Raw genomic sequence first — 19557 nt, forward strand, 5'->3', positions numbered from 1 at the left:
AATCGAAATCTTATTTTTGTTACAAAATCGATTTAGATAATTTTATCTTAAAACGTATCTTCTCTGCTTGCATTTGTTATTTTTGCCAAAAAATATTGCAATGTCAGATTTCCATAAACTAACGATACAAAATATTGTAAAAGAAACTCCTAGTGCTGTTTCTATTGCCTTTGAAATACCATCAAACCTTAAAGAAACCTATACCTTTATTCCTGGACAATATATCACTATAAAAACCGAAGTTGATGGTGAAGAAATTAGAAGGGCTTATTCTATTTGTAGTAGTTTACAAAGTGGTGAGGTAAGAGTAGCCGTAAAGGAGATAGCAGGAGGAACATTCTCTGTAATTGCTAATAACCAATTAAAAACTGGTGATGCTCTAGAGGTTCACCCTCCAGAAGGTCATTTTCTACTTAACACCAACACCAACGCAGCAAACACTTATGCTGCCTTTGCCGCGGGAAGTGGGATCACTCCTATCATGAGTATGATCACTTCGGTATTACAAGAAGAACCCGATAGTAAATTTGTATTGGTGTATGGAAATAAAAGTCCCGAAGAGACCATATTTTACAGCCAGTTAACCGCACTTCAGGAACAATATGCAGATCGCCTATTTATAGAATTTGTATATAGCAAATCACAGCAAGACAATGCCCACTTTGGTAGAATAGAAAAGCCTATTGTGAATTTTGTTGTAAAGAACAAGTTCAAAGACACTGATTTTGAAGCTTTTTATTTGTGTGGTCCAGAAGAAATGATCAATGAAGTGACTTCAATTCTTGAGGAAAATGGAATTGTAAAAGACCGTATCCACTTTGAGTTATTTACAAGCAGTACCGAAACAGCAGAAATAGACGTAGCACTAGAAGGAAAAGCGACGGTGACCGCAATTGTAGATGATGAAGAATTCACCTTTGTTATGGATCAAAAGAAAACCCTTCTTGATGCAGCATTAGACGAAGATATTGATGCTCCTTATTCTTGTCAAGGCGGAGTATGTAGTTCTTGTATTTGCAAAGTGGTTGAAGGAACTGCTGTTATGGAAAAAAATAGCATACTTACAGATAGTGAAGTTGCCGAAGGGCTTGTATTGGCATGCCAGGCTCATCCAACCTCAGCTTCAGTAAAAATAGATTTTGATGATGTTTAAAGGCTACTCCCGAAAGTAAGAATTAAATCTTTTGTGGATTTTACGCAAAATCCTTACTTTCGATAGAACTAATCCTTTATTTCAATGTCCAAATTAGCGTGTTGCTTGTATATAAGTATCGAAAACCAGGTTTTTGATGAACAAAAAATAAGTGAATTAATTAAAAAAGCGAGGCTTCAAAATCAAAAAAACAACATTACTGGGTTTTTGTATTACCGCCAAAATCATTTTTTTCAATATATAGAAGGGGACCCAAACGATCTAGATAATTTATTGCAAAAATTACAGGACGATTCTAGGCACACCATATTAAATCGAGCTTCAGATAAAGACTTAAAAGAACGTAGGTTTGACAACTGGAGTATGGGTAACCTAAAAACAGATGAACTCATTCAAATAAAATTAGAAGATATTATTCTAGATTATCTTTCTTGGCTGAAAACCTATAAAGGTGTAGAATTTGAAAATACTTGGAGCATTATAGATAAGCTTGCCGAGTATAGAAATAAAGGTGCACTTTCATAACAATATAACAATACCTAAGCACATTAGGTTCTGTGTACATTTATTTGTTTTTTCAGTGTTTTCAGAAAATAGAAAGGTGATTTTACTGAAACAATCCGTTAAGTTTTTCTATGACCAACTTTGGTTCTATGGAATACATCACTTTTTCGTATCCAGGAGGAACTTTATTACCATATATTGACGTTGGAATTTGATCATATTTGGCCAAATTCGGTAAAATAGCATTTGACTCTGGCTGATCAAAAGGCATGAACCCTGCATAAGGATGTGTTACTCCCCATAGGGTAATGGTAGGTATAGCGTACATCGCAGCCAAGTGTGCATTACCGCTATCCATAGACAACATAACGTCGAGATTTCCGATAAGTTTAAGTTCATCTTCAAATGGCAGTTTACCTACGGTATTAATTACGTTACGATATTTAGAAGCTATATTGTTTAGAATGTCATTTTCTCGTTTACCTCCTCCGAAAAGAAAGATCTCAAATCGATCTTCTGCATCTAATTTCTCAATTACCTCTACCATTAGATCTAACGGGTACGTTTTACTCTCATATTGAGCAAAAGGAGCAATCCCCAACCATTTTTTAGTAGAATTTTGAGTTAACGCTATAATGTTAGGTGTGAGCTTTGGTTTTTCGGGGAATTTATGCTTAGAAAGATCTATCGGAAATCCTAAAGCATCAAAGACATCTGCATAGCGCTGGTGCGTGCTCTTTAGTTGCTTAAATACCTTATTTTTACCTTGAGTTAGTGCTTTTTTCTCTGATCTGCCCTTATCAATTTGAATTACTTTAATCCCCCTAATAGAAAACAAGGTTTTCAGGACATTAGATCGTAAAACATTGTGCAAGTCTGCTACAGCATCGATATTGAATTTTCTTAACTCTTTAAACAACTTTGTTAAACCAAAAATGCCTTTGTGCTGCTGTTTTACTTCAGCATGATATACTTCGAGATTATCAATATCTGAAAATATGGGTTCAAAAAACTTTCTGGTAAGGACAGTAAGCTTTACTTCGGGATAAGCGGCTCTAAACGTTCGCAATACAGGAACTGTCATTGCTACGTCTCCCATAGCAGATAACCGTATTACCAGAATGTTTTTTTCAGTTTTTTTAAGGGTATATGTCTTATTTTTCCCCACGTAAAACAGGATTTAACTCATCATCGTTATACATTTTCATCTGCTTATAGACCTTCATGTATTTATCTCCACTTTCGATATCATTCAATAAGGTATCTATAGCGGTAGAAAGATCGACTTGCTGTTCTAATAAAATATCAAGTTTTTTCTGGCATGCTGCTTTATGCTCTGCAGAAGCACCTTCGCGAACGGTTTCTTCATACATATGATACACCTTAAGAGCAAGAATAGATAGTCTGTCTACTCCCCAGGCAGGGCTTTCTGTGTTAATTGTAGCTTCATTTTTGGGTGTTACTTCTTTGTATTTTTCCAAAAAATAACTATCAATATATTCTACCATGTCTGTACGGTCCTGATTTGAAGCATCAATTTTTCGTTTTAAGGTTAAAGCCGCTACAGGATCAATTTCTGGATCACGTATGATATCTTCATAATGCCATTGCACTGTATCGATCCAACATTTACGATATAGTAGGTGCTCAATTGCTTGAGATTTACTATCATAAGGATTAGAAAAATCTTGGTCAACGCTATCAACTACATGATATTTGTCTATAACTTCTTTAAAAATTTTATTTGCCGTATCGGTAAACATGTGTATTGTTGTTTTTTAAAATGTTTACAAAGGTACATATTTTGTTTTGTGGTAGGAACGGTTATCTCAAAATAACAACATTGTAAAAGGAATTAGAACAAATACCCAAATATTGATTTCTTTAGCTAACATATTATAATTCATTTCCAGATATGATGTTCCCATGATGGAAAGTGGTGCAGCAATAAAAAATAGTTCTGAAGTATTTTTATAAGGTATAACTACAACCAAAGCCATAGCAATAATTAAATACGCAATAATAAGTCTTAGTATCGGTTTAATATTTGCTGTTCTTTTTCCATATTTTATGAGATAAACAGATAAAAAAAACAGAATGCAAATTGCCAATATTCCCACAGAAAACAAGTGATCTTTAACCAAATACCCGGCAAAAGATAAAGAGATTGTGTTTATAAAAGCTCCAACTGCAAAAAAGGAATCATAAAAGAACAACGTAAAACAATTGGCAAAGAGATAAACTGTTAAAACTCCTAGTATGGGAATAATCCAGTTACGATAATTTTTAGGCTCAAAATAAAGTACTCCGAGATATACAAAGACAATAAAGCCTAAGCTCCAAAAATAGGCTATGGTGGCTACACCAATACATAATGAAGCATTAAAAATTTTGGCTTTTATCTGTTTCTCATCTTTTAAACGAAGTATATTATACAACCCTAAAAGAACAAAAGCTGAAGCAATTAGAATATGAATATTAACCAATGATCCTGGAAGTAGTGCCGTTAAAAAAGCATATAGCAAAATGGTATATGTTCCCTTCTCTGTTAAATCATTTCTCTGAACCACATAATTAAGCAACAACATGGGTAAAATATAGAGTATTCCACTTAAAATAATGAGAATAATATCTCTGCTTTCTTCAATAACACCCTTCTTATATTGTGCAATACAAAACAGGATAAGCATATATAATGCTACTACAATATAATTTATGGGTTTTGATTTACTAAAAAAGCTTGATAACACTACTATTTTTTATATTTTTGCCAAAGACAAATTTTTGTCTTGATATATTGAAGAACTAATTTATAAAAAGTTTTTAGTTTACAGCTTTTTATATAATCCTCATAGACTAAATTATGAAAGAATTTTTTGAAGCAATCGAATATCTATTTGTTGATATATTATTTGCACCGCTTGATTCATTAAGAGCACTAGAACTAGAAAGTTGGACAGCCGCAAACACTATAAACTGGTTATTTATGTTAATTGGTTTTGTGGCGTTTTTATACTGGATGAAGGAGTTAAAGAAATTTAACGATAATAATGAAGAAGATAGAGATCCAACCGCTCACTCATTCTTGAATTAAATATAACATTACCTTTTATATAGGTAAAGTACAATTATAAAAAAAGCGCATAGTATATATGCGCTTTTCTTTTTTATTAGGTTTAGGTGGATTACAAATCAAACCCTAAATCTTTTCTAAAGTACATCTTGTCAAAATGTAGTTTTTCTATATTGGCATATGATTTCTGCAGTGCTATTCTAAAATCATTATCAAAAGAAGTAACTGCAATTACTCTTCCTCCGTTGGTTACTACCTTACCCTCTTCAATTTTTGTACCTGCATGAAAAACGATAGAATCTGAAATGGTATCAATTCCCGAAATTTCTTTTCCTTTTTCATAAGCTTCCGGGTATCCTCCAGAGACAGTCATTACTGTTGTAGCGCTTCTTTCATCAATTTCCAGATGTGCTTCATTAAGTGACTGCTCTCCCACATGTTTAAATAGTTGTACCAAATCGGTTTGAATTCTTGGCAGAACAGCTTCTGTTTCAGGATCACCCATTCGAACGTTATACTCAATTACTTTAGGATCATCACCAACTTTTATAAGACCGATAAAAATAAACCCTTTGTAGTCGATATTTTCTTTTGCTAAGCCATTTACAGTGGGTTTAACAATTTGTTCCTCGATTTTGCTCATAAACGAAGCGTTTGCAAATGGAACTGGAGAAATCGCTCCCATACCCCCCGTATTTAGTCCTGTATCTCCTTCTCCTATACGTTTATAATCTTTTGCCGTTGGAAGCGTTACATAGTTTTTACCATCTGTAAGCACAAAAACACTTAGCTCAATACCATCAAGAAACTCTTCGATAACGACCTTTTCACTTGCCGCACCAAACTTTTTGTTGGTTAGCATGTTTTCGAGCTCACTTTTGGCTTCTTCTATATCCTGAAGAATAAGCACCCCTTTTCCTGCCGCCAAACCATCTGCCTTAAGCACATAAGGTGAAGAAAGGGTTTCAAGAAACTTTTTACCTTCTTCTACAGTTTCTGCTGTAAAACTTTGATATGCCGCGGTAGGAATATCATGCCTGAATAAAAACTCTTTGGCATACTCTTTACTTCCTTCAAGCTGTGCTCCTTCCTTAGACGGCCCTATAACCACGATATCATTTAACTCTGAATCGCTCTTGAAAAAGTCGCTTATCCCTTTTACCAAGGGATCTTCTGGGCCTACCACGACCATTTTGATATTTTTTTCAATCACTAATTCTTTTATGGCAGAAAAATCTGTAACAGCAATAGGTACATTTGTTGCAATTGAAGCTGTTCCTGCATTTCCAGGAGCTACAAATAATGAATCACACAAATCACTCTGTGCTATTTTGTATGCAAATGTATGTTCTCTTCCTCCAGACCCGAGTACTAAAATGTTCATGGTAAAGTATAACTTGAATTTAATGCCTCAAAAATAGTTGATTGCAGGTTTTCCTACTAATATTTATGGGCAATTTTATAAATAAAATTATTGTAGAGATCTATTGGCTTTTATGTCGGTGTTTCGAATAATCCTACTACTTAAAATACTTCTCTTTTTTAATAACAAGGGAATTATAATCGAGAAAAATACAATACCATTAAAACGTACCAACATCGATTCGAAAAGCAGCGAAATGGTAAGTACCAAAAAAACCGAAAATTCATTTCTACTTCTACGCATACGCATACCTAGTAAAACAAAAATGCACGTTAATATACCAAATCCAAATATTCCCGTTTGCAAATAGGTTTGAAGAAACTGATTGTGAGCATTATACTTGTTTTCATAATTATGAAAATAATCTAGCTCCTTGTATCTTTCAACGAGCACATCATTGGTATCTCCAATTCCATATCCAAATACAGGTGATTCTTGTATAAGTTCTCCACTTGCATTCCATGTTAATAATCTTGATTTTTCAATTGAAGTATTGTTAACACCATAGTCCTTTTTTATACCTGTTACATTGGTGTAAAAATCGAATACTCTAGGGTTATTTAGAAATACTAACAACCCAAGAAAAAAAAGAATTGAAGCTGTATATTTTTTGTTTTTATCAGAAATATTAAAGATTAAAAGGAGGCACATGATTGCCAATGTAAGGTATGCTGCAATGGATGCCAGTAGAAATAGGTAAACAAACAATATCAAGATAGTCAGTGCCTGAATTCTAGACTCCAATTTGTTCTTTAAATAATAACTTAAAACTAACAAGATATACAAAGAAATATAACTTGGGTTTACCAGTTTTGAAAATTCTGATCGAACGAAGTATGCCCATCCCTTCATTGCGGTATTCATGAGTTTCGACATTCCTTCAAGAGAGGCTTCGAAAACAAAACCTTCTCTTTTAACGTATGACAGTACGTCTAACACTCCTAGCGAAAGATTTATAAAAAAAGATACCAGAAGCCCTAATAAAAGAAAATCGAAAAGCCTGCGAACTGTAGATGCGTCTTCCTTTACAAAAAGAAAGATGACAGGAAAAAACAAAAGAGATAATGATCTTTGTAGTAAATTCATACCATCTGCAATGTTCTCGGTATATATCATACTAACGGCTAGAGCCACAAAATAAAGAGGAAACAACCAAAGTGCTTTATTATCTGTAAAGGAGTGTCTGTTTGTTCTAAAAATATTCACCATTCCCAGAACAATAGAAATGATAAAAAACGGAGTTGGAAGATTAATCCCCAAAGGAAGTAAAAAAAATGCTGTATACAGACTATTCCAGAATACAGTAAGTACCCAATCATTTTTGTCTATATAAAACCATTCTTTAAAATCTAAAATGGCCGTTATTAATTTGTTTCTCATCACCTACTTTCATTTAGGGCTTTCCTGATGAATATTGCCTTTGGTTGATTTGGATTATGACGATTCACGGTTAACATTCCAGTAAATCTAAAATATGATCATTTCAATCTAACACTTCGTATACATATATCTTCCAATCGGAATGAAAAATTTCAAAAATTTCTAAGAATTTAATATTATCATCTTGCTTTAAAGTTATCTCTGCACTTGATAAAATGTATTTGCCGCCTAATTTCTTTAATTCATCATAATTAAAATCAAGATTCTTTATCTTTTTGGGGTTCGCATTTAAATAATTCCTACCTAATTCTTTTGAAAAGGCATAACATCTAGATCCCCATTCATCATAGTAAGTTGCCAGATATGGTGCTTTGTCAAGCTCTTTGGCAATTACCTTTCTAAACTTATGTTTATATACTAGAGGATAGTCTGGAAAATATCCATCTAAGGTATAGAAACCATTATACAACGCAATAGAAGGATGAATTCCTAAACTTATTACCCTATAAGAATCAGTAGGTTTATCTATATAATCTTTTATTTCTTCAAACAGTTCTTCTGCAAAAAAATTGGAATATGAAGGCTCATTTTTATTCGTATTCAATTCATGATTTGTAAGAATAAAAACAAATTGAATAACAATAATCATATAGGCTATGTATTTTCCAAAGTCCCATTTTCTTGAAATGACGATTAAAGAAAAACCTAATAAAACATACCAAAACATCGGATGCAAATTATAGAACCTATCTATTTGAAGTGGTATAATTTCTATAAATTTTTTGTGTAAGGTTAGCACTGGACCCCACAACAAAATTCCGTACATTATCGAAACCAAAAAAACAAATACTAATAAGTAATTATAAGTCTTATACTTATATGTTCTTTTAAAAAAGAACTGTAGTATAAAAACAAATAGTATTGGATAAAAGATATATTTATGAAGACTATCTGCATGATAATGACCCGCAGTAAATAGTGTTTTAGCTCTTATATAAGCATTTTTAAAACTCAACTCAGGAAGTTTAGTCTCTATCCTATGGGAAACATAATCTGGATTAAACGCGAAAGAATAGATGATCGGAAAATGACTTATGCCATATAAAATACTAATAAGCAAGATGCCTTTTACAAAAGGAATATTTATCGTTTTATTTTGATAAAAATCATAGACCAAAATCAACAATAACAGAACAATAAAGAAAATACCCGATAACACCAAAGACGAGTAAAAAGGGAAAAGCCCAATGATTAGCCAATTTGTAGAGTGCCTACTTCCATTTTTCAAATTTAAAAAAGCATAAAGCACTATAGGTAAGCCTGCAACACTTAGCGTGAAAGACCAAAAAGGGAGCATTGCAAATAAGACGGACACTCCAGTGATAATAAATGAATCTGATTTCTTATCTGGTTGAATTAGTTTTTTAAGTAAATAAAACATACCAAAAAATGCTACCAAACTCATGATTAATTTATTGAACACATAACCATAGTATGCTCCAAAAAGTTTGAACCAAAATAAACTTATATCATATGTGCCATATAGTGATGAACGTGGAATTCCATTAAATACTTGCTGAATTTCCCTATCTGGTGCTGAAAAAAACTCACCAGAATTTAAAACTGTTTTTGCCCAAACCAGATTAGAGTCAAGGTTATCATGAATACGAATATGCGAATCTTTACCTAAATATATGTACGGAGTAATATAAAGGAAAATTAAAATTAACGCAGCGATAATTTGCCATTTTGAATTATCTAACGCAGATTTTATAGACTTCTTCTTCATGCATTTAAATTATATACCATGTCCTAGTGAAATTGTTGTTTTAAACCTCTGACCAACTTTTACTTAGCACTAAAACATATTCAGAATTAAACCAAGTCAAAGATTCACTTCTCAAAACTTCGAATATAAAATATGCTATCTAGTATGCTTTTTCTTCTCCTTTCACAGCATTAATTGCTGTAAGAACGACTATTTTAATATCTAAAAGTAAAGACCAGTTTTCGACATAAAAAATATCATACTTTACTCTATTAATAATATCTTTATTTGTTTCTATTTCTCCTCTAAAACCACTTACTTGTGCTAACCCTGTAATACCGGGCTTCACAAAATGACGTACCATAAACTTATCTACTCTTTTGGCAAATTCTTCATTGTGTTTAACCATATGTGGCCGTGGGCCCACAACAGACATATCTCCTTTAAGCACATTTATGAACTGTGGTAACTCATCTATACTGGTTCTACGAATAAATTTACCTACTCTAGTCACTCGTGCGTCACCACGAGTTGCTTGATTAGCACTTGTGCTGGGCTTCATCGATCGGTACTTATAACAATAAAACTCCCTGTAATCTAACCCATTTCGTCTCTGCTTAAAAAAAACAGGGCCCTTGGATTCTAATTGAATGAGTAAAGCTATAAGTGGAGTTAACCATGATAAAATGCCTATTAAAACAAATAATGATAAGAGTATGTCAAAAGTTCGTTTGGCAAATTTATTTATCGAATCATCCAAAGGGATTTCACGAAATGACAATATAGGCACATACCCATAATAATTAAAGATGAGTTTTTTGGTAAAAATGTCTTTATTATCAGGAATAAATTTTAAGATTTTAAGATTATTATCTGTAAAACTTACTACCTCTCTTAGCTGTTTGTTTGTTAATTCTGCAACCGAACAGTATACCTCGTCGATTTCATTTTCGAATATATAATCAAAACAATCATCGAGATTAAAATTATCGATTTTTACATCAAACTGCTTTTGGAATTTATATCCAAAGTCCGATCTGCTTTTAAAAATTTCTATGAGCTGATCGGTCTTCTTATTATTTCCAATGACTACCACCTTCCTTATGTTTCCTCCAAAAACTCTTCGGTATCTTGTGAGTAAGGAAAGTAAAATAAATTTAAAAAATGTAACTAACCCTAATACAGAAAGAAAATACTTACCAATTTCTAATCTACTAATAAGGGGTTCTTTAAAAAAACCAATAAATGCATATAGAATGAGGGCAAAAATTAAGAATTGGCGTATAATTGAAGCCAATACCTGAATTACCTTAGAGAATCTTTTTATGTCATAGAACTTATTTTTGATAGATAGTATGATCCACAAAATTGAAACATAAGCCGAAAACACCAAGTTCTGATTTATGTTAGCGTTGAAAAATAATATAGTAACATTCAGTATTACTAAATCAACCAAACAAAATAGGGGTTTTATATATACAGAAAATCTGCCTGTTCTTCCGCTCATTTATAATTTAGGTTGTTTTTTTAAAGTCCCTATGTTCACTTTTGTATAATTCTTCTTCAGAAAGACTTTTAAAGTATTCTAATGTTCTTTTCATACCTTCAGACCTATCTATTTTTGGCTCCCAATCTAAAACTTCTTTTGCCTTAGTAATATCCGGTTGCCTTTGAAGCGGGTCATTAACTGGTAAAGGTTTATAAATTACCTTTTGATCTGTTCCTGTAAGTCTTATAATTTCTTCTGCAAAATCAGCAATAGTAATCTCATTCGGGTTACCAATGTTGACTGGATATACATAATCACTAAAAAGAAGCCTGTAAATACCTTCTACAAGATCATCAACATAACAAAAAGAACGGGTTTGAGAACCATCTCCAAACACTGTAAGATCTTCTCCCCTTAAAGCCTGACCAATAAATGCTGGTACTACACGACCATCATTTAATCTCATTCTTGGCCCATAAGTGTTGAAAATCCTTACGATTCTAGTCTCCAAACCATGATAAGTGTGATATGCCATTGTAATTGATTCCTGAAAGCGCTTTGCTTCATCGTAAACTCCTCGAGGACCAATAGTATTTACATTTCCATAATACTCTTCATTTTGAGGATGTACCAGAGGATCTCCATAGACTTCACTGGTTGAAGCGATCATAATTCTGGCGTTTTTTTCTTTTGCTAAGCCTAAAAGATTATGCGTTCCCAGGGAGCCCACTTTTAAGGTCTGAATAGGAATTTTAAGATAGTCTATAGGGCTTGCAGGTGAAGCAAAATGTAGTATATAATCTAGTTTTCCCGGCACATGAACAAACTTGGAAACGTCATGATTATAAAACTCAAAATTCTCCAGTTTAAACAAGTGTTCTATATTCTTAAGATCTCCAGTAATTAGGTTATCCATACCAATAACATGAAAACCTTCTTTTATAAATCGGTCACAAAGATGTGATCCCAAAAAACCTGCCGCTCCAGTAATTAAAATACGCTTCATAATTATCTTTCAGAAATTAATGTTTCTCTACCTATAGAGTAATATGATAAGTTTTCTTTTTTAACATCATCCAAATCATAGAGATTTCTACCATCAAAAATCACATTTCCTTTCATTAGATCTTTGATTTTCGAAAAATTAGGCGTTCTAAAAATACTCCATTCTGTGCAAATTATTAAAGCATCTACATCTTCTAAAGTCTCATACATAGAATTTGCAAATTCTATCTCTCCTTCATATTTCTTTTTAACATTGTCCATCGCTTCAGGGTCAAAAGCTTTTATTTTTGCCTTTTCGTTTAACAATTCTTGAATCATATATAACGAAGGAGCTTCTCTGATATCATCTGTTTCTGGTTTAAAAGCAAGTCCCCAAATTGCAAAAGTCTTATCTTTTAAATCATTATCAAAATGTTTTAAAATTTTCGGCATCAAGGCTATCTTTTGATTTTGATTTACCTTAATTACTGAATCTAATATTTGAAAATCATATGTTGCTTCTTTTCCTGATTTGTATAGAGCTTTAACATCTTTAGGAAAACAAGAACCTCCATACCCTATACCCGGAAACAAAAATCGCTTACCAATTCTCGAATCGGTTCCCATACCAATTCTTACTTTATCAACATCGGCACCCACTTTCTCGCAATAATTTGCGATTTCATTCATGAAAGTGATTTTGGCTGCCAAAAAAGAATTTGCAGCATATTTTGTTAACTCTGCCGACTTTTCATCCATTACAATAATCGGATTACCAGATCGAACAAAAGGTTTATACAGTTTTTTCATCAAATCTGTAGCCTTTTCAGAACTTGAGCCAATAACAATTCTTTCTGGTTTTAAAAAGTCATCAACCGCAAAACCTTCACGCAAGAATTCTGGATTTGAAACTACATCAAAATCGCAAGTGGCATTTTTGGCAATAGCCTGGTGAACTTTTTCGGCGGTTCCAACCGGTACTGTACTTTTATCCACTACCACCTTATAATCTTTTATAAGTTCTCCTATACTATTTGCTACACCAAGTACATATGATAAATCTGCGGAGCCATCTTCATCTTCAGGAGTTGGCAATGCTAAAAAGATAATATCTCCATGTTCAAGACCTGCTTCCAATGATGTAGTAAATTTGAGTCTCCCGGCATTAATATTTCTTTCGAATAACACATCAAGATGGGGTTCATAAATTGGAACCTCTCCAGCTCGCATTTTTTGAACCTTTTGTTCATCAATGTCTACACATAATACTTCATTTCCAGTTTCTGCCAGGCAGGTTCCGGTTACTAATCCTACGTAACCTGTCCCTATTACTGATACTTTCATTTATTCTAGATTATTTTTTAATTCTTATTTAAAGTCTGATGGTGAAATTTTCTTCCAATGCTGCAAAGAGGTTTTGAAACCGTACTTAAACTCAAAACCATTTTCGATTAAGAATTCTGGTTTAATGTTGGTCGGAAAACCGGCCTTTCGCACTCTTACTGGATGAATATCAGACTTCTTTCCTATGATTTTAAATGCTTTTTGTACAAAAAAGGCAATAAACGCCAAAAGTTTTACAGAGATCTGGAGTGTTGGCTTTTTATACCCCAATTCTTCTTTGGCAATTTTGGTCATTTCCTTAAGGTTCACGATAGGGTTTTCTGCATAATTATAAGTAATAATCTTTTCATCACGATTCATTACAAACAACATACTTTCTATCAAACCGTATACATAACCATATGCCTTTACTACCGTTCCGTCTCCGGGAATTACAAAAGTTCCTTTTTTGAGAGCTTTAATCATTCTATATACATTACCCGGGTCTCCCGGACCGTATATAACGCTAGGTCTTACAACGATCAAACGTCTTTTCTTGTTTCCTTGTACACACCAATTTTTATGAATTAACTCTGCCATACCCTTAGAAATTCCGTAAGGAGTCTCCGGATAAAGTTCTGACTGCTCTGTCCTTTCGTGAAGTGATCTTCCATATGGAGCTATACTACTGGTAAATAGTATATTCTCTATTCCCATAGATTCTGCAAAAGCATTTACATTTTTAGCACCATTAATATTGGTATCAAAATACTCCGGCTGTTCATGACCTGGTTCTCTATGTATAGCTGCAAAGTTAAATATCCATGAATTCTCAGTATCTAAATCTAAATCAAGCGTTTTTATAGGGTTTCTTACATCTACATGATCAAACATGATCTTTTGTTCCTTCAAATCTTTATCAAACCCCTCTAATTTCTTGATATCGAACACGTAGTATTTATCAAACCTGTTAACTTCGATAAGTTTCTGCAACAAAAATTTGGCTATATAACCTGAGCCCCCGAATAAAAATGCTATTTTCATTTAAAATTTTAAATACATAGCTGCAAAAATAGTCTTAATTTTGCTCTTATGAAAAAAATTAAAGTCCTTCATATTTCGGAAACATTTGCGGCCGGAGTTTATACTTATATAAAAGATATCAACCAGTTTTTTAAAAATATTGATGATGTCGAATCTTATGTTATTTATAGTGGAAATCGAAAAGATACAGATAGAGAGAAATTTAAAACCGATTTCCCAGAATCCTCTACATTGATTGAGGTAAGCATGACCCGGGAGATATCACCAGTTCAGGATTTTAAAAGTACTATAGCACTTTTTAAACAAATTAGAAAAATAAAGCCAGACGTAATTCACTTACACTCTTCTAAAGCTGGAGTTATTGGTAGAATTGCTTCAAAAGCCTACCCAAAAGCTAAAGTATACTACACACCAAACGGGTATTCTTTTTTGAGAGAAGATGTTTCAAATTTTAAAAAATCTTTATTTAGAACTATAGAAAAGTGGATTAATCTAATCTTTGGAGGAGTTACTGTAGCTTGTGGAGATACAGAGTTTGATTATGCGCAAAAGATTGGCAAGGCCCTACTCGTGAGAAATGGTGTAGAAATAAATTCTGTATATAAATTCAAGGAACACAATAGCAATAAAAATGAAAGTCAATTTGTCGTAGGCACAATGGGGCGCCTTAGTCCTCAAAAGAATCCCGGTTTATTTAATGATATTGCACTTAAAATGCCAGGGGTCAAATTTATTTGGATTGGCGATGGAGAGCTTTCAAATTTAATTACCGCTTCTAATATAGAGGTAACTGGTTGGATGCCTAGAGAAAAAGCTCTTGAAACCGTTAATCAATTCGATGTGTACATACAAACTTCGCTTTGGGAGGGGTTACCTTTTACGATCATCGAAGCAATGATTCTTGAAAAACCAATTATTGCGAACAATGTAATTGGTAATAAAGACGCTGTAAAAGATAAATACAATGGGTTTTTATGTAACACTTTGGAGGAATTTGTGAATTCAATAGAGACTTTACAAAAAGATGAAAATCTACTGAAAGAAATGGAAACCAATTCTAACAAAAGAGCAAAGGAACTTTTTGACCGTGATAAGAATTTCTTGGAGTTGGCGGAAATATATAGGTCATAATTCTCTATGTAAAATACCCATTAATTAGATCATTTAGACTTTTTAAAAGCATAAATGACTGCAGAAACAAGTAAGAATACCAGTACACCAGACAAGAAACTGAATAAGATCATTCGAGTTGTTGTAAAACGAGATTGTTTTTGGGTTAATTCTTCTAGTAATTCACCATTTGCATCAAACAACAAATAAGGGTCATATTTCTTATTAACTAACTTAGTCTCAAACTTTCCTTTTTTATTATATACTATATATTCATTTGACTTAAAAAAATCTTTAATATTTTTTTCAAAAACCACCTTAGATTTCTTAGTTTTTAAAACTATAGAATTAATCTTTATGGGCTTTTGTTCATAATTGGAAGAACTGATATCAAATCTAAGTGTCGTAAGAATTTTATCATCCAGGGGTACTTCAAACTCAATAATCTCTTTTTGTTTGGCTTTTATAAGATAATTGATAGATTCTTTCTCTACAAACTGTGGTATACTGTCAAAAGAATAAAACAATTGAAATCTATCTGCTCTTATAAACTCAGCATCTACATCTATATTTAATTTGGATGGTTTGAATTCAATAGAATTCATCCAAAGAAATGTAATCACGGATACTGCAACAGAAATGATAAGCTTTATTATGTTTTTCATGAATTATATTTTGAATACTTACAAATATATCCTACAGGAAGTAATACAAAGAATGGTAAATTTATATAAATGAGCTTTAAACTACCTCATCTACAGTCAATATTTGTTTCTGAGCCTGTAAAAGGTTAGTTTCTATAAAAACTAAAGTGAAAAAAATTGAAAAAAACGTAACTCCTTTCTGTCGAAGTAATACTGATTCTGTGCAAAAAGCAATTAATATCGTGAGAATGACCATAAATTGCTGCAGATTTTTCGTTTTATACACCTTAACCAAAGCGATTATTATAATTAACAGTAAAAGAACCAACCCTATGATACCATGATTTAAACTAGTCGTCATGTATTGATTATGAGAATTAAAATCTTTTAACTGTGTGTAGCCTTTGTTTTCATAAATCGTATTTAACACCTCTTTAGACCCCTTCGGACCGTATCCTAAAATCATTTTCTTTTTAAAAGCTTCATAAGAAGAGGACCAAATTTTATTTCTTACACTCATTTTATGATAGTCTTCTCCAATCTCAGAGACATATTCCTTTGTATCTAAACCAAACTTGTCTAAAGAATCATAAAACTTATCATTTACGTACTGACTGGTATTTATTAGAAATACACCCAAAATAGTAATAGAAACCAAATACAATATGGTTTTTACATTATAGAGTTGTTTAAAATTTAACACCCCATAAACCAAAACTACAAGTCCGTAGGTAAACAACCCTATTCTAACTCCCGACAATACAATTATAATAAAAAACAAAAGGGAGATCCATCGTTTGTATTGATTAGCAAATGCACTAAACAATAAGAAGATATTGGCCACATTCAAATACATAACATCATATGGGTAATGAAAGTGATACATAGATCTTTGAACGAAATTATAATTTAATCTATGTTCATAATTCACCACATAGTTGTAGGCTAATGTTAGTAGGGCTAAAACACAAAACAAAACACAAGAAAAAATGAAAACCGTTTTCGCTTTTTTAATGTATTCTAGATTTAATTTTGCAAGAACAAATAATAATGGGATTGCTAATAGTGGAAGCTGAGAAGCAACTCTAGAATACTTAAGCCCATATTCTGGCGAATAAAATATTCCTATAACCTGAAAAAAATAATATATCAAGAAAAGTACTAGAATCCTATTTCTTCGAAATTGGTCTTTACGCCCTAATTTATCTGAAAAAAAGAAAATAGATAACGCTAGTAATCCCAACGAAATAGGGGATAATATCATTGTAAAAGGAAGAACTGCAATTACCAAATAAAAACAAATCTCTATGCGATTATCTTTTTTTAAAAAAAAGCTTTTCATGTTCATCATCTCATCTTATTTTTTTAACTTTCAATTAGCTTCTTCTTATTTAATGATTTTGCTCTAAAGTAAAAAAAGCTGACCAATGCATAAAAGACAAGAAATACAACACAAAATTTCAGTTTATAAAAATAACCCATTGTAAAAGAGTAAATAGTCCAGTTGAATAACTGATATACTATTACAGATAACACATAAGCTTTATGCACCACAAGCTCTTTTAGTAACCATCCCATAAATGCCAAAATTCCTATGGTTAATAAAACATGAAGTAATAAGGCCATCCATACTGGAAAAATTAGAAATAAAATTGAAGGGTAGCCATTGGTAAAGCTAAACCCGCTTTCTAAGGAATCTTCTAAGCCTTCTTGACTATACGCAAACTTATACATCAATTTATGCATACCATATGATAAATCAGATATATCATAAGAAAACTCATTGTCATTATATACATAAGATTCTGTTGCTCCCCACATCAAATGCCCTTGAAGTCCAAAGATTCTATAAAATATAGCTTCATTAGGATCATATATTTCTACAATAGCGTAAGGAGTCCTTTGCTCATACCGTTTGTAAATTACAAAATAGGCCAAACTAAAAATTAGAACTACCGAAATCAATATTCTTTTATTAAGAAATTTTTTCCAGTTTATCTTATAATTAGACGTTAGTACAATAGGGAGTAAGAATGAAAACAATCCAGATACAATTGGCGAAAACTTTTGGCCAATCAGAAAATTATACCCGAAATAAACGATCATTAAAACAATACTAGATCTCTTATATCTACTGTAAAGAATACCTAAGGAAAACGGAATAAAAATAGATACATTTCCAAATATTTTGTTTAGAAATGGAAACTTTGAATATTCCCAATATTCAAATCTGGAAACTTCTGAATCAAATAGAGGTAGTCGCGATTGACTTGCATTAAAAAGTAATATCAATAATGAAAAAATTACTATAAGAAGTACAATTTTATCATCGACCTGCTTATTTTTAAAGCTAAACCTTGGAGTAACCGTTTTAAATTTATTTAGAGTATTAAAGGTAGCTAGTATTACCAAAAAGGTAAGAATAAAATATAAAACGTATAGTAATGTGGCACCAACAAAAAAACTATCTCTACCTTGTTCACTTATGAAAATACCTTCCTCAATATAAATAAGCGACGGTATTATAGAAATGCCTTGAAAAACTAATAGCCCATAAATAAATAATAGTTTGAAATTTTTCTTAGCAAAGAGATATAAGAAAAGAAAAAAAACAGCAAATAAGAATATGTTAAAGAACAGTGTCATTTCAAAATATTTATACCCAATCCTTTATATAAGTCTAATACGTTATTTGAGTTATTACTAAAAGGCAAAACTCCAAAATATACTTCCTTCATATCCATTGCTATTTTTAAATTCAGCATAGCACTTGATTCAAATGAATAGATACCAGTAGGTGCAATTTGCGGAATACAGGTTTCTATTGGGGTATTATCTCTAAAAAGCTCATATTTGTCAAAACTATCATTGAGAAGCTCTTCTGCTATACTCACATCGCCATTTCTATGTGGCTTATAAATAATCGTCGTGTTATCACTAATCCTATCTTTTACTTTTTCGAACAAAAGAGATAATCTTTCTTTATAATACTCTTCTCCTTCTGCACTATTATGCATAATATCCTGACCTATTATCAAGGTTTTATCTTCTTTGGGCGAATAAGCTAGTTTTTCATAAGGAAGTGCCAGAGATTTCTCAGAATAAATCGCATTATTTGGTATTCTAACATATTGGCCTTTTATATCTTTTGACGCTATGTTGGTCGGATGCCCTGGAAAAGTCTCAAAATTCAAACCACAAAAAGCGCTTAATTTTTTTTTGAACCCTAGAGTCTTGAGATCTCTTACCGGGTAGTAATAATTCAATATGCCATCTTCAACAACATAAAACAAATTATCTTCTCTTTTTTTAAGATTCAGAAAAATATGATTCGTCACCACATCATCCAAGTTACAATAAAAAAATGTATAGTTCTGGTCTAAGGATAGTTGTTTTTGTACTTTCTTTAAGTACTTTTTGTATCCTTTTAGTTTTTTTATTTGAAATAAAATTTTTCCAATTTTAGAAGATACGGTATAGGTCAAATCCATACCACCATTAATTACAAGGTCCCATGAATTTTCATCATATCGGAAATTACCTGGGTTCAATAAAACATTGATTCCTGAATGTAGTTTATTCTTTATTATACTTTCAAAATTAGAAGTATGGCTTGGAGAAATGGCAATGAATAAATTTTTACGCACTATGTTAATCTTCAG

Annotated in this window: 18 protein-coding genes; 4 read left to right on the forward strand and 14 right to left on the reverse strand. The window is 32.2% G+C overall.

All coding sequences use genetic code 11. The features are described from left to right. Positions 1-100 precede the first annotated feature (100 nt). Complete coding sequence (locus tag M0D21_RS17135) at positions 101-1153, forward strand: ferredoxin--NADP reductase (protein WP_248331813.1); 1053 nt, start codon at positions 101-103, stop codon at positions 1151-1153. 84 nt (positions 1154-1237) lie between these two features. Further along, entirely contained in the window at positions 1238-1678 is a 441-nt protein-coding gene (locus tag M0D21_RS17140) for a BLUF domain-containing protein (RefSeq protein WP_248331817.1), read from the forward strand. 82 nt (positions 1679-1760) lie between these two features. Here M0D21_RS17140 and M0D21_RS17145 read toward each other — a convergent pair whose 3' ends face one another. The 3 genes from M0D21_RS17145 to M0D21_RS17155 all read right to left on the reverse strand — a co-directional run bounded on the left by M0D21_RS17145 (position 1761) and on the right by M0D21_RS17155 (position 4407). After that, the gene (locus M0D21_RS17145; protein ID WP_317250566.1) at positions 1761-2825 is read right to left on the reverse strand and encodes a glycosyltransferase family 9 protein; all 1065 of its coding nucleotides are present in this window, start codon (positions 2823-2825) and stop codon (positions 1761-1763) included. Beyond that, positions 2812-3420 (reverse strand): DUF4254 domain-containing protein, encoded by a 609-nt coding sequence (locus M0D21_RS17150; RefSeq protein WP_248331819.1) that lies wholly within the window; start codon positions 3418-3420, stop codon positions 2812-2814. The genes M0D21_RS17145 and M0D21_RS17150 overlap by 14 nt, the downstream gene beginning before the upstream one ends. Positions 3421-3486: 66 nt before the next feature. Next, positions 3487-4407 carry a DUF6427 family protein gene (locus tag M0D21_RS17155; RefSeq protein ID WP_248331821.1) on the reverse strand — a complete coding sequence of 307 codons (921 nt, stop codon included), beginning with the start codon at positions 4405-4407 and terminating at the stop codon, positions 3487-3489. 113 nt (positions 4408-4520) lie between these two features. Between M0D21_RS17155 and M0D21_RS17160 the strand changes: the two genes are divergently transcribed. Then, the gene (locus M0D21_RS17160; protein ID WP_248331823.1) at positions 4521-4751 is read left to right on the forward strand and encodes a DUF6341 family protein; all 231 of its coding nucleotides are present in this window, start codon (positions 4521-4523) and stop codon (positions 4749-4751) included. Positions 4752-4842: 91 nt separating this feature from the next. On the opposite strand, the gene purD is transcribed toward M0D21_RS17160, so the two are convergent. From purD to M0D21_RS17195, 7 genes are all read right to left on the reverse strand, one after another. After that, a complete protein-coding gene (gene purD / locus M0D21_RS17165; RefSeq protein WP_248331825.1) occupies positions 4843-6114 on the reverse strand; it encodes a phosphoribosylamine--glycine ligase in 1272 nt (423 codons plus the stop codon). Positions 6115-6201: 87 nt separating this feature from the next. Further along, positions 6202-7533 carry an O-antigen ligase family protein gene (locus tag M0D21_RS17170; protein ID WP_248331827.1) on the reverse strand — a complete coding sequence of 444 codons (1332 nt, stop codon included), beginning with the start codon at positions 7531-7533 and terminating at the stop codon, positions 6202-6204. A gap of 103 nt (positions 7534-7636) precedes the next feature. Beyond that, on the reverse strand, positions 7637-9322 hold the full coding sequence (locus tag M0D21_RS17175; RefSeq protein WP_248331829.1) for a DUF6044 family protein: 1686 nt from the start codon (positions 9320-9322) through the stop codon (positions 7637-7639). A 139-nt stretch (positions 9323-9461) separates the two neighbouring features. Beyond that, on the reverse strand, positions 9462-10808 hold the full coding sequence (locus M0D21_RS17180) for an undecaprenyl-phosphate glucose phosphotransferase (RefSeq protein ID WP_248331831.1): 1347 nt from the start codon (positions 10806-10808) through the stop codon (positions 9462-9464). A 7-nt stretch (positions 10809-10815) separates the two neighbouring features. Next, entirely contained in the window at positions 10816-11796 is a 981-nt protein-coding gene (locus M0D21_RS17185) for a UDP-glucuronic acid decarboxylase family protein (RefSeq protein WP_248331833.1), read from the reverse strand. Positions 11797-11798: 2 nt separating this feature from the next. Continuing rightward, entirely contained in the window at positions 11799-13118 is a 1320-nt protein-coding gene (locus M0D21_RS17190) for a UDP-glucose dehydrogenase family protein (protein ID WP_248331835.1), read from the reverse strand. A gap of 24 nt (positions 13119-13142) precedes the next feature. Beyond that, positions 13143-14141, reverse strand: coding sequence for an NAD-dependent epimerase/dehydratase family protein (locus M0D21_RS17195; protein WP_248331837.1), 999 nt, complete (start codon positions 14139-14141; stop codon positions 13143-13145). Positions 14142-14189: 48 nt separating this feature from the next. Between M0D21_RS17195 and M0D21_RS17200 the strand changes: the two genes are divergently transcribed. Continuing rightward, on the forward strand, positions 14190-15272 hold the full coding sequence (locus M0D21_RS17200; RefSeq protein ID WP_248331839.1) for a glycosyltransferase: 1083 nt from the start codon (positions 14190-14192) through the stop codon (positions 15270-15272). 29 nt (positions 15273-15301) lie between these two features. Here the strand turns inward: M0D21_RS17200 and M0D21_RS17205 are convergent, their stop codons facing one another. The 4 genes from M0D21_RS17205 to M0D21_RS17220 all read right to left on the reverse strand — a co-directional run bounded on the left by M0D21_RS17205 (position 15302) and on the right by M0D21_RS17220 (position 19542). After that, a complete protein-coding gene (locus M0D21_RS17205; protein WP_248331841.1) occupies positions 15302-15916 on the reverse strand; it encodes a hypothetical protein in 615 nt (204 codons plus the stop codon). 76 nt (positions 15917-15992) lie between these two features. Beyond that, positions 15993-17246, reverse strand: coding sequence for an O-antigen ligase family protein (locus M0D21_RS17210; protein ID WP_248331843.1), 1254 nt, complete (start codon positions 17244-17246; stop codon positions 15993-15995). 14 nt (positions 17247-17260) lie between these two features. After that, positions 17261-18541 carry a DUF6418 domain-containing protein gene (locus tag M0D21_RS17215; RefSeq protein ID WP_248331845.1) on the reverse strand — a complete coding sequence of 427 codons (1281 nt, stop codon included), beginning with the start codon at positions 18539-18541 and terminating at the stop codon, positions 17261-17263. Further along, on the reverse strand, positions 18538-19542 hold the full coding sequence (locus M0D21_RS17220; RefSeq protein WP_248331847.1) for a polysialyltransferase family glycosyltransferase: 1005 nt from the start codon (positions 19540-19542) through the stop codon (positions 18538-18540). Before M0D21_RS17220 ends, M0D21_RS17215 begins: the two co-directional genes overlap by 4 nt. Positions 19543-19557 lie beyond the last annotated feature (15 nt).

Source organism: Aquimarina acroporae, from assembly GCF_023195925.1.
GTDB classification, from domain to species: Bacteria; Bacteroidota; Bacteroidia; order Flavobacteriales; family Flavobacteriaceae; genus Aquimarina; species Aquimarina acroporae.

Bases quoted from the DNA above. Each gene is read 5' to 3' on its own strand.
- M0D21_RS17135 (WP_248331813.1), top strand. From the start codon at position 101: ATGTCAGATTTCCATAAACTAACGATACAAAATATTGTAAAAGAAACT.
- M0D21_RS17140 (WP_248331817.1), top strand. From the start codon at position 1,238: ATGTCCAAATTAGCGTGTTGCTTGTATATAAGTATCGAAAACCAGGTT.
- M0D21_RS17150 (WP_248331819.1), bottom strand. From the start codon at position 3,420: ATGTTTACCGATACGGCAAATAAAATTTTTAAAGAAGTTATAGACAAA.
- M0D21_RS17160 (WP_248331823.1), top strand. From the start codon at position 4,521: ATGAAAGAATTTTTTGAAGCAATCGAATATCTATTTGTTGATATATTA.
- purD (WP_248331825.1), bottom strand. From the start codon at position 6,114: ATGAACATTTTAGTACTCGGGTCTGGAGGAAGAGAACATACATTTGCA.
- M0D21_RS17170 (WP_248331827.1), bottom strand. From the start codon at position 7,533: ATGAGAAACAAATTAATAACGGCCATTTTAGATTTTAAAGAATGGTTT.
- M0D21_RS17175 (WP_248331829.1), bottom strand. From the start codon at position 9,322: ATGAAGAAGAAGTCTATAAAATCTGCGTTAGATAATTCAAAATGGCAA.
- M0D21_RS17180 (WP_248331831.1), bottom strand. From the start codon at position 10,808: ATGAGCGGAAGAACAGGCAGATTTTCTGTATATATAAAACCCCTATTT.
- M0D21_RS17185 (WP_248331833.1), bottom strand. From the start codon at position 11,796: ATGAAGCGTATTTTAATTACTGGAGCGGCAGGTTTTTTGGGATCACAT.
- M0D21_RS17190 (WP_248331835.1), bottom strand. From the start codon at position 13,118: ATGAAAGTATCAGTAATAGGGACAGGTTACGTAGGATTAGTAACCGGA.
- M0D21_RS17195 (WP_248331837.1), bottom strand. From the start codon at position 14,141: ATGAAAATAGCATTTTTATTCGGGGGCTCAGGTTATATAGCCAAATTT.
- M0D21_RS17200 (WP_248331839.1), top strand. From the start codon at position 14,190: ATGAAAAAAATTAAAGTCCTTCATATTTCGGAAACATTTGCGGCCGGA.
- M0D21_RS17205 (WP_248331841.1), bottom strand. From the start codon at position 15,916: ATGAAAAACATAATAAAGCTTATCATTTCTGTTGCAGTATCCGTGATT.
- M0D21_RS17210 (WP_248331843.1), bottom strand. From the start codon at position 17,246: ATGATGAACATGAAAAGCTTTTTTTTAAAAAAAGATAATCGCATAGAG.
- M0D21_RS17215 (WP_248331845.1), bottom strand. From the start codon at position 18,541: ATGACACTGTTCTTTAACATATTCTTATTTGCTGTTTTTTTTCTTTTC.